The following is a 9,961-nucleotide window of genomic DNA, read 5'->3' on the forward strand; positions in this document are numbered from 1 at the left end:
GTCCCCATAGTACATGGAAATGTCCGACTATGATTGCCGATAAAACCCGGATCTGTTGCCAACCCTCACCGCCTGAGCGTTGCCGCGGGAGCGGCCGCCGACAGGATGGCGGCCAGGAGGACCAGGCTCGCGCCGATGCTCAGGGTGCGCTGGAGAACCGCGACGGTGACATATTCGACGGTCGCGTAGTCGCCGGGTCGGATGACGGCCATCGGCAGCTTCCAGCAACTCAAGGCGAAGAGCGATCCCGACGCTACGAAGGCCAGCATCATCGGAAGCCACCGCGGCAGTCCAGCGGGACGGCGGCGGGTGAGCGCCCAGACGCTCCCGGCGCCGACCAGTGCCCACAGACCCGCGCTGCTGTTCAACAACCGCCCGGTATATCTGTGGGCGGACTGCTGGCGTCGGCTCCGCAGCAGATCCGGCGAGCGTCGCCGACATCCTGATGGTCGTATCGCACGACGGGCGAGGTCTGTTCGACCCGTTCACGGGCGCGAAGATCGCCCGCGATCTCATGATCTGACGCTGGCGTCACGCCTGACTGTGGCCGACGGCAGAGGGACTGACTGAGGTTGCCGCATCGAGCGGTCGGCGGCAGATCGGTGCACGCAATCTTGCTGAGTGCCGGATCGTTGGGCCGGCCACAGTCGGCGCTGGTACATGGTCAACTGTTTTCGGTGTTGAGGGCCGCGATCAGGTCGGCAGCGGCAGTGCTACGCGGCCGGTCGCTGACCTGGCCGTCGCCGATCTCGACGATTCGCCACCTGCCATCATCGCGCAATGCGAGATCCGCAGTCACGAACGGCAGGTCCAAGGCGCGCATCGAAGCTTCCACGGCCGTCAGGTCGAGTTTTGTGGGTGGCTGCTGCTCTGGGGTATCGGGGTGCGTGGTGACCAGGCGGCAGGAAGCCTCGACCCACCAGGTCCTCACCTCCGCCCCGACGAACGACTCGAACTGGCGCAGCACAAAGCCGCCGGCGTAGTCGTCACCGCGCAACTGTCGAAACCGGCTGGCCACCCGCCATGCCGCGTCGCGATCGGCCACGTCCGGAATGAACGACGCCTCATGCCAGTAGTGCTTCACCGACTTGGTGTAGTCACGCAGCACTGCCGGGCCGGCGCCGAGGGCCGCGTATCCACCCGGGCCTGCTCAGCCGTGGCCGCCCGGCATCACTGGCCCCGCGCAGTAACGGGTGCGCAGGCGGCAACCGTGCCTCATCGCGGCAGGTGAGGACAGCGGTGGCTTGGGTGGGTGGCCAGCTGGGGCGTAGCGCCTCGCATCAGGTTGCGTTCAGCTCAGGGTCGGCCCCGGCCCATTCCACGACGACATTTGTCCAAGACTGATGGTCAGCAGCCCATGCATCATCCCTTGCATGAGTGAGTACGACGTTGAGCACTCGCATGGGATGCGTGTTGTCCACGACGGCCTGCGGCAGGCGTCGCCGCTGTTGCTCATCCACGGATCGGGGTTCTCGGGCGCCTCCTGGAGCCCGGTGGTGCCGGCACTGGCCGCTCACCATCACGTCATCCGGGTCGACCTCCCGGGCTGCGGCCAATCCCCGCCCGCGCTGTCATACGACGTGCCGGTGCAGGCGGGCCGGGTGGTGGCGATGCTCGACGACCTCGGCCTTCGTCGGGTCGCCACGGTCGGGCACTCCAGCGGCGGGTACGTCGCCACCGCGCTTGCCGAACAGCGCCCCGACCTGGTGAGATCGCTCGCCCTGATCAGCACCGGCCCGAGTCCCGATGCGCTCCTTCCGCAGCCGTTCATTCTTCGAGTCCTGTTGGGCCCGCCTTTTGGCCCGCTTGTCTGGTCGAGGCGTTCGGACGCGATGATCCGCAAGGAATCAGGGCGACGACCGCTCGACCGGTGGACGTCCCGGACGACGCGATCGCCGATCTCAAGGGCATCACCTACCGCGCGTTCAGGACGGTGCTGCGCCGGAACGGCGCGTACATTGCCGAGCGGAGTGTGCCCGAGCGTCTCGCCGCCCTCGATGTCCCCGTGCTGGTGATCTTCGGTACTGCCGACCCGCGCTGGGAGCCGTCGTCGGCACACCAGTACGATGCGGTGCCGAACGCGTGGGTCGAGCTGCTGCCCGGCGTCGGGCACATACCCATGCTCGAGGCCCCCGAGATGACCAGCGAACTGCTGCTGGGCTTCACGGCAACGGCCGCTGACACCCCGCCCGTGATCCCTCAGGCATAGACTGGTCACGTGCTGTCGACCGGGACACCACCCGACTGGGCGTCGGTGGAGATCGCAGTCCCGCGCCCGTCAGCTCGGCTGCCGGGGACCAGCATGGCCGGGTTCCGCCAAGATGCCCCCGCACTCGAGGACATCACCATGGTCGCGCACCCAGCCGTCACCCTGCTCATCGACCTGAGCGAGGGAGAAGGCCTCGTCTGCGACACCCCTGGCCGGCACGAGCGCGGCAGTGTCGTGATCGGGCTCCTCCCCGGCAATCTTCGGGCAACTGGCCGCGGGGTCGGCGAGTGCCTCCAGATCCGGCTGGAGCCGGCCGCGGCGGCTGCGGTGCTCGGCGCATCGACCGAACTCAGCGGGACGGTGGTATCCCTCGAAGATGTCTGGGGCCGCGACGCCGGGCGAGCCGAGGACAGGCTGCGCGCCGCCGCGTCATGGGACGAACGGTTCACGATCGCGGTGGAAATCCTCGGCCGACGGCTGGGCGCCCGCCCACCGGTCGATCCGGAAGTCGCCTACACCTGGCGGCGGACGCTCACCAGCCGAGGGCGGGTGCGGGTCGACGGCCTGGCGGACCAGGTCGGCTGGAGCCGCAAGCGCCTGTGGTCCCGCTTCCGGTCCCAGCTCGGCATCACACCCAAACGCGCCGCCCAACTGGTGCGGTTCGACCACGCCGCTCACCTTCTCGCGACGGGCTACGCCGCCGCCAGCGTTGCCACCGAGAGCGGCTACGTCGACCAGTCCCACCTCCACCGCGAGGTCAAGGCGTTCACCGGGCTTACGCCCACGGCCGTGGCCGTCGCGCCGTGGCTCGCGATTGACGACGTTGCGTGGCCGGCTTCACCGCCAACCCGGAGCCCTGTGACAGGTAGCGACCGCATCCCAGGCCTTCGTTGAACAGCCTGCCTGAGGCGATGCGGCTCCCACGCGCCGCGCAGATTGAGAATACCCGCCGCGTCAGGGCGGACTTCGCCGGCGGCCGCTGCAATAGCGACCGCAAGGCACACTCTCATCGGCACGACCGTAAGTTGAGCCGTGCGCCTGCTGCTTACCGTGCGTGATACCCAGTCGGCGGCATGAGCGCGCACCGATCAAGCAGCCTGACGCGGTGCCGCGCCCGATCGGCGGCAGGCCGTAAGTCCTCGACGGCGGCTGCTGGCGCTCCACTTGGGCCGGAATCTCGAGGACGGGAAAACATCGCCCAGATGACGGCAAATCTTCGCACTCGCCTTGTGACCGGGCGCTCGGCGTCACGCGTCACGTCAGCGACGCAGCCGGCCGTCGACCTCGACGACGAAGGTCTGCCGCTCACCGTCGTAGTCCTGCGGCTCGGCGATCGAGCCGGAGTACACGGGGTGAGAGCGCCCGTGGGTCCACACACGACAGCACCGAGCCGACCGACCCCCGTCAAGTTCGTAGAGCCCGTATGGGTGGACACCAAGTCCGGCGGAGCCCTCGTCGCCGCGGTCGTGCCGGTGGTTTCCCCTGGTGCAGTACGGGGTCTCGAACGGGCCGCGGACGCCTCACCGTCGCTACGGTTGAGGCGTCCGCGATCGAGTGCTCAGTCGGCCGCCATCGCGAAGATGTGCATCGTCGTCTTGTCGTTGGTGGCGTTGGGCAGGGTGATGGTCTTCACGGTCTTGCTGGGATCGATCGGTACGGTTGTCGCGTACACGTAGGTGGTGCCGTACAGGGGCCCGTTTTTGCCGTTACGGTAGGGAATCGTGGCCACAGTGATGTTGCTGGAGCCGGGTCCGCGCTGCCAGGCCGCGAACGTGACGTTCTTGGTCGTTGAGGTCCCGTCGGTGTAGGTGATCACGACTGATCCGGAGGCTGCGCCGTTGGCCGAGGCCCCGAGGAAGCCGAGGGTGGTGGCGCCGGGCGAAGGCTCCATCAGGATGATCTGGCCCTCGGCTATCACGTTGTCGGGCTGGCACGGCGAGGAGTCTGGCCATCTGAATGTCAGCCCTGCTGCCTCGACCGTGCCGCCGGGGGTGAGGCCTGCCGCGGCGAGGGCGTCGGCCGAGTAGCTGGTGTGGGAGCCGCTGAAGTCTCCGCAAGCTGGGTCGCTGTCGGGGGAGATCCCCACGTTGTCGAATGCCTGGGCGAGGGAGTCGTAGGTCGGCCGACCCGGTGGCGTTGGCGGCTCACCGTCCCAGGAGGGCGGTGCCTGGGTGGGATCGGTACCCCAGTCCGTGGGTTCGCCGCCGAGCGTGAAGTCGACCGTGCCGCCCTTGGCGAGCCGGCTCCACGGGATCCATGGACTCTCCCACTTCTCGCCGGTGACCTGCAGACTCTTCACGTACGGGTGGTCCGTCGCCGCGTTGCGCCCGAGGATGCGGAGCACGTGTCCGTGTTCCATGTCCACGGTGGCCTCGGGGAACACCGGGCTGCCGACCACGACGCCGCTCACCCCTGGGATCGCCGGGAACAAACCGAGCGCCGACAGGACATACCACGAGGAGGTGGCGCCGGCGTCGTCATTGCCGGGCAGACCGTTCGGCTGGGGCGAGAAGGCTTCTTGCTGGATCCTGCGGGCGACCTGCTGCGCCTTGGCCGGAGCGCCGGCGAAGGCGTACTCCCACGGCGAGTTATGGTTCTGTTCGTTGCCGATCCACATGTACGGCCGGTTGGGTCCGACGTTGAGGTGGGTGAAGAAGTCGTCCAGCCGGGCGAGCGTCTTGTCGACGCCTCCGAGCTTGGCGAATAGTCCGGAGTAGTCGAAGGGCACCATCCAGGTATATTGGGCGGCGTTGCCCTCGACCAACCCGCAGCATTTGTTGCCGGGGTCGAACGTGGCCGGGAAGTTGCCCGTGGCGTCGCGCGGTTCGACATATCCGGTCGCGTCGTTGAAGGTGTTCTTCCAGTTCATGGCGCGTGCCAGGTATTTATCGTGCCTGGCGGAGTCGCCGAGTGCCTCGGCGAACATCGCGAGCGCGAAGTCGTCGGTGGCGTATTCGAGCGTGATCGAGGGCTTGTTCGGGATGTAGCCCAGTTGGAGCCAGTCGGTCAGGTGCTCGCGTACGTCATGCGGTCCTGATTTGGTGCCAGGCATTGACGCGGCGAGGTCGAGCGCGTGCAGCGCGGCCTTCGTGTCGAAGTCGGTGGCGCCGAAGGCGTAGGCATTCGCGACGTAAGCGGGTGGTGAGTCTCCCACCATGCCGTTGGAGTTGCGGTTGGCCTGCTGCCAGCGCGGCATGCCGCCGCCACCTTGGAGCGCGTTGTCGACCATCGACCGGATGATGTCGCTCGCCTCGTCCGGGGTGATCATCGCGCGCAGGCTGATGAAGGTCCGGTACTGATCCCAGCCGGGGATGTTGTGGTACTGGTGGCGCCCGGACGGGACTGTGTGGATCTCGTCGTCGAAGCCGATGTACTCCCCGTTGACGTCCTCGAATATGTTCGGGTGGAAGAACGTGTGGTACAGCGCCGTGTAGAACTTGGTCAGCTCGGCGCCACTTCCACCAGAGACGCGAATGTGGCCGAGGGCGTCGTTCCATGCTTTGTCGGCTTTGTTCCGTGCCGCAGGGAGACTCCAGCCGGGGTTCTCGGTACGGAGGTTGAGCAGGGCGTTCTCGACGCTCACGTAGGAAATGGCCGGCTTGACCCTGACCCGCTGGGCGTCGGGCTCATGGCCGCTGGTGTCGAACGTGAGAAAAGCGCCGGTGTGAGCATTCTTTGCGGAGCTGGATCCCGGCTGCAGTGTGTTCTCGTCCCACGTGCCGTAGGCCTTGAACGGCCGGTCGAATTGGACGGCGAAATAGATTGTGTAGCGTTCGTTGCCACAGCCTACTTTGCTTACCGCGGAGCCCGTCACCAGTTGGTGCTTGACGTCGATGGTGACGTCGGTGCTGGTGGTTCCGTTGACGCTGCCGCCCGCGTTGACGATCAGACTGGAGTCGGACTGGTCGGGGAACGTGAACTCGCCGCTTCCGGTGCGCGGCGTGGCCGCCAGTTTGACGTCGATTCCGCTGTCCAGGCCGACACGGTAATAGCCTGGGTGGGCTTCCTCGTTATCGTGGGAAAAGGTCGAGCGGAATGCTGTGGGACTGGCCGGTGGTGATGAGGTAACTGGCCCGTTGACCGGCATGATCGGCACGTCTTGGTAGGCCGTGCAGCCTCGCCCGCTGAAGTGGGTCAGGCTGAAACCCTTGATCGTGCGGTCCGGATACCAGTAGCCACCAGGGATGTTGTGCTCTGCGGTGTCGGGACTCCAGGCGAGCATTCCGGCTGGGTAGGTGGCGCCGGGGAAAACGTCTCCAGCGTCGAAGTTGCCCCCATAGCCGGTGTCCGGCGCCGGGTCGGTCCCGATGAAGGGGTTCACGTAGCTCGTGGGCGGGTCGTTGGCAGCGCTGATCTCACTGGCTGAGGTCGTTCCTGCCGTTGGCAGGACCAGCGCGGCTGCGACAGGCACAGTCAGCAAGGCATGAAGTGTCGATATCTTCGGCATCATTGTCTCCCGTTGCCGGCTGATTGGATCGTCATCATCTTCACGAGCCGAGGGCGACGGCGAAGATGTGCATTGTCGTCTTGCCGTTGGTGGCGTTGGGCAGGGTGATGGTCTTCACGGTCTTGCTGGGGTCGATCGGCACGGTGGTCGCGTACACATAGGTGGTGCCGTCCAGGCGTCCGCTTTTGCCGTTGCGGTAGGGAATCGTGGCCGCAGTGATGTTGCTGGAGCTGGGTCCGCGCTGCCAGGCCTCGAACGTGATGTCTTTGGTCGTGGAGGTCCCGTTGGTGTAGGTGATCACGACTGGCCCGGAAGTCGCTCCGTTGGCCGAGGCGCCGAGGAAGCCGAGGATGGTGGCGCCGGGCGAAGGCTCCATCAGGATGATCTGCCCCTCGGCTATCACGTTGTCGGGCTGACCCGGTGAGGAGTCTGGCCACCTGAAAGTCAGTCCTGCTGCCGTGACCGGTCCGCCGGGGGTGAGGCCCGCCGCGGCGAGGGCGTCGGCGGAGTAGCTGGTATGGGAGCCGCTGAAGTCCCCGGAAGCAGGGTCGCTGTCGGGGGAGATACCCACGTTGTTGAAGGCCTGGGTAAGGGTCGCGACAAGCGATAGCGGGACGGGGCCTGTTGTCGAAACCGGGTTGCCGGCCTGGGTGAAGGTGGCATTGACGGTGAGCCCGCCCGGCGGCGTGTCGGTGCGGGGCGGGGCGGTCACGGTCCAGGTGCTGGTGGCTGTCGACCCGGGTGGGAGCGTGGAGAAGGTGGTCGGGCCGGCCGCCTGGATGTCCCAAACACTGCTTGCCTCAAGGCTCAGCACGACGTTGGTGAACGTCATCGCGGCCACGGGGTCTGTCGTCGACTGGGGTTGAGGTGTGTCGAAGAACGTCGACGCGGGTGGCTGGTCAGATCGAATTCGAGCGGTTGCGGTGCCGAGCGTGGGGTGGGTAACGGTGACCGTGATGCTGCCGGGCTGGTCGAGAAGGCTGCGAACCCATATCCCACCGACGCCCCCGTTGGCCTCGAACGGGAACCGGCCATTCGCCAGAGTGGCAATCACCTCGATCTGACCCCCGAGCGGGACCACGTCGGAGTCAGCAGAGGGCTGGAAGGTGAGGACTTGGCCGAGCCACACCGCAGGGCCGGTCACGGAGACGGTGACGTCGCCGGTGGGGTACGGGCGGGGGTTGCCGTAGCGGTCGACGGAGCGGAACGCGACCCTGGTGGCGTCGCAGCCGTCCGCGACCAGGCTGGTGTCGTCGACGTAGAGGGCTAGGCGGTCCCCGGAGTGGTCGGCGGAGAACGAGCGAGACAACACCCGGCGTGAGCCGACGTAGCCGTCCAGGCGCAGCTCCGGCAGCGCGGCGGCGTCGAAACCGGTGGTGCTCAGGTAGAAGGGGGCGTGTGCCAGGTGGGGGTAGCCCTGGTCCGCTCCCGCGGGGGTCGAGGCGGCGTTAGGGGTGAGGGTCGTGTAGTGGGCGCCGTCGAGGTAGGCCTCTAGCCGGTCGCAGTTGGACCAGATCATCGCGTTGGCGCCGAGCGTGGTGACGGGCGAGGTCGGGCCGAAGTCCCAGAAGAAGGCTGGCTCGATGACCGTCCGCACCGACGGGTCCACCTGCGCCAGATATGGGGCGGCCCCGGGCTTGGGCACCCGGAATGTGTCGACCACCCCCGGCCACTTGATTTTCTGGTAAATATTGCCGCGGGGAGAGTCGTAGTCGGCGAAACACCAGGCCAGCACCCCACAGATGGCGTCCCTTGAAGCGGCGATGTTGTGGACTTGGGCGTGCATGCGCGCCTGCATGGCCAGGGTGGCCTGATTGTCGATCCAGCGGTAGTAGGGCGCACCGGAGAGTGCCCCCACCGACTCGGTCACCAGGTAGGGCACGCCGGGGTATGGCGGCACGTTCACGCCCGGCTGGCCGTTGGCGGGGTCCAGGTAGGCGTTGCCTTGGCGGCCGTTGTAGGCGTCCCGCGCCATCACGTCGAAGACGAAATCCTCGGTGGTCTTGTAGCTGGTCCCCGAGGTGGGGCGAGATCCATCGAGGGAATTGGCCAGGTCCTTGGCCTGGGTGTACAGGCTTACGTATTGGTGGGACGCCTCGTTGGGCTTGACTCCCCAGATGATCACCGAGGGGCGGCTGCGGTCACGTACGACCATGGCGTGCACGTCCTGCAGCATCAGGTCCTGCCAGGCGGAGTCACCGACGTACTGCCACCCCGGCGTCTCCTCCCAAAGCATGATCCCGAGCTCATCACACGCGTCCAGGAACGCCGGGTCCTGCGGGTAGTGGGACATCCGGACCATGTTGCAATTGAGCTTCTTGAGCAACTCGGCGTCGTGACGCTGCACCCTGGCCGGCATCGCCATGCCGGTGTACGGGTAGATCTGATGACGGTTGAGGCCGAAGAGCTTGAAACGCTTGCCGTTGAGGAAGAACCCGTCGGGGGTGAACTCGGCTTTGCGGAAGCCGATGCGGCGGGAGAAGTCGTGCAGGGGCTGGCTACCCATGTAAACCGTGGCGACCACTTGGTAGAGGTTCGGGTTCTCGGGGTCCCACAGCCGCACCGACCCGAACCCGTCCAGCGTGACCGACACCGTCGCCTGCCCTGGTCGGGAGAGTGAGACCGGCGTGGAGGTCCTCGCCAGTGGGCGGCCCCGATCGAGCAGCTCCACCACGACCTTGAGCGGAGAGGACGGGGTTACTGCGGAATCGATCGTGCACTGCACGTCGACATGCGGCGAGCTGGTAAGCACATCGACAGGTTTGGCGAAGACGTCGCTGACGAAGACCTGAGGAACGAAGCGCAGCGATACGTCGCGGTAGAGACCCCCAGGCCCGAAGAGATCGAGCGATTCCGGCCCCTTGGGGCTCCCCTCCGGTGGGACGCTCTGCCAGGTGGAGTCGAGGTTGACCGCCAGGACGTTGTCCTCGGCGACGAGGTAGTCGGTGAGCTCGTAGCTAGACGGCAGATATCCGCCTTGGTGCTTGGCGAGGGTATGGCCGTTAATCGTGGGTGTGATGCTCGTGAGCGCGCCCGCGAAATCCACAAACGCCCGCATCTTCTGGGCCTGCGGGGGCAAGTGGAAGTGCCGGCGGTAGATCCAGACCTTCGCCCAGGAGGCAGGGTCCCACTCGCGCCACGACAGCGGGGTGACACAGTGCGGGATGCCCACTCTGTTGAAGCCGGAGTCGTCGAAGCCGGGCTGGCTGCTCCCCGGAACCCAGGGCCCCCCGAAGAGCCAGTCGGCGTTGAGTGACAGGACCAAGCTCGCCGGCCCTGCGACTCCGCCCGGCACTGCGATGTTA

Annotated in this window: 5 protein-coding genes and 2 pseudogenes; 3 read left to right on the forward strand and 4 right to left on the reverse strand. The window is 66.7% G+C overall.

All coding sequences use genetic code 11. The features are described from left to right. Window positions 1-65: 65 nt before the first annotated feature. Both ACNAW0_RS28995 and ACNAW0_RS29000 read right to left on the reverse strand, forming a co-directional pair. The gene (locus ACNAW0_RS28995) at window positions 66-272 is read right to left on the reverse strand and encodes a hypothetical protein (protein ID WP_416291218.1); all 207 of its coding nucleotides are present in this window, start codon (window positions 270-272) and stop codon (window positions 66-68) included. Between the two features lie 392 nt (window positions 273-664). Then, window positions 665-1,114, reverse strand: a pseudogene (locus ACNAW0_RS29000) (ATP-grasp domain-containing protein); the annotation flags it as partial. Between the two features lie 292 nt (window positions 1,115-1,406). Between ACNAW0_RS29000 and ACNAW0_RS29005 the strand changes: the two are divergent. The 3 genes and pseudogenes from ACNAW0_RS29005 to ACNAW0_RS29015 all read left to right on the forward strand — a co-directional run. Next, window positions 1,407-1,838, forward strand: a pseudogene (locus ACNAW0_RS29005) (alpha/beta fold hydrolase); the annotation flags it as partial. A gap of 32 nt (window positions 1,839-1,870) precedes the next feature. Further along, entirely contained in the window at window positions 1,871-2,209 is a 339-nt protein-coding gene (locus ACNAW0_RS29010; protein WP_416291223.1) for an alpha/beta fold hydrolase, read from the forward strand. A gap of 93 nt (window positions 2,210-2,302) precedes the next feature. Beyond that, window positions 2,303-3,103: a helix-turn-helix domain-containing protein gene (locus ACNAW0_RS29015; RefSeq protein ID WP_416291219.1), complete on the forward strand. Its 801-nt coding sequence runs from the start codon at window positions 2,303-2,305 to the stop codon at window positions 3,101-3,103. A gap of 664 nt (window positions 3,104-3,767) precedes the next feature. Here ACNAW0_RS29015 and ACNAW0_RS29020 read toward each other — a convergent pair. Both ACNAW0_RS29020 and ACNAW0_RS29025 read right to left on the reverse strand, forming a co-directional pair. After that, complete coding sequence (locus tag ACNAW0_RS29020; protein WP_416291220.1) at window positions 3,768-6,656, reverse strand: GH92 family glycosyl hydrolase; 2,889 nt, start codon at window positions 6,654-6,656, stop codon at window positions 3,768-3,770. Between the two features lie 40 nt (window positions 6,657-6,696). After that, entirely contained in the window at window positions 6,697-9,921 is a 3,225-nt protein-coding gene (locus ACNAW0_RS29025) for a glycoside hydrolase family 2 TIM barrel-domain containing protein (protein ID WP_416291222.1), read from the reverse strand. Window positions 9,922-9,961 lie beyond the last annotated feature (40 nt).

Source organism: Micromonospora sp. SL1-18, assembly GCF_047921505.1.
Taxonomy (GTDB): domain Bacteria; phylum Actinomycetota; class Actinomycetes; order Mycobacteriales; family Micromonosporaceae; genus Micromonospora.

What these genes read in the sequence shown, in the direction of transcription:
- ACNAW0_RS28995 (WP_416291218.1), bottom strand. Translation starts at nt 272, where the DNA reads ATGATGCTGGCCTTCGTAGCGTCGGGATCGCTCTTCGCCTTGAGTTGC.
- ACNAW0_RS29015 (WP_416291219.1), top strand. Translation starts at nt 2,303, where the DNA reads ATGGCCGGGTTCCGCCAAGATGCCCCCGCACTCGAGGACATCACCATG.
- ACNAW0_RS29020 (WP_416291220.1), bottom strand. Translation starts at nt 6,656, where the DNA reads ATGCCGAAGATATCGACACTTCATGCCTTGCTGACTGTGCCTGTCGCA.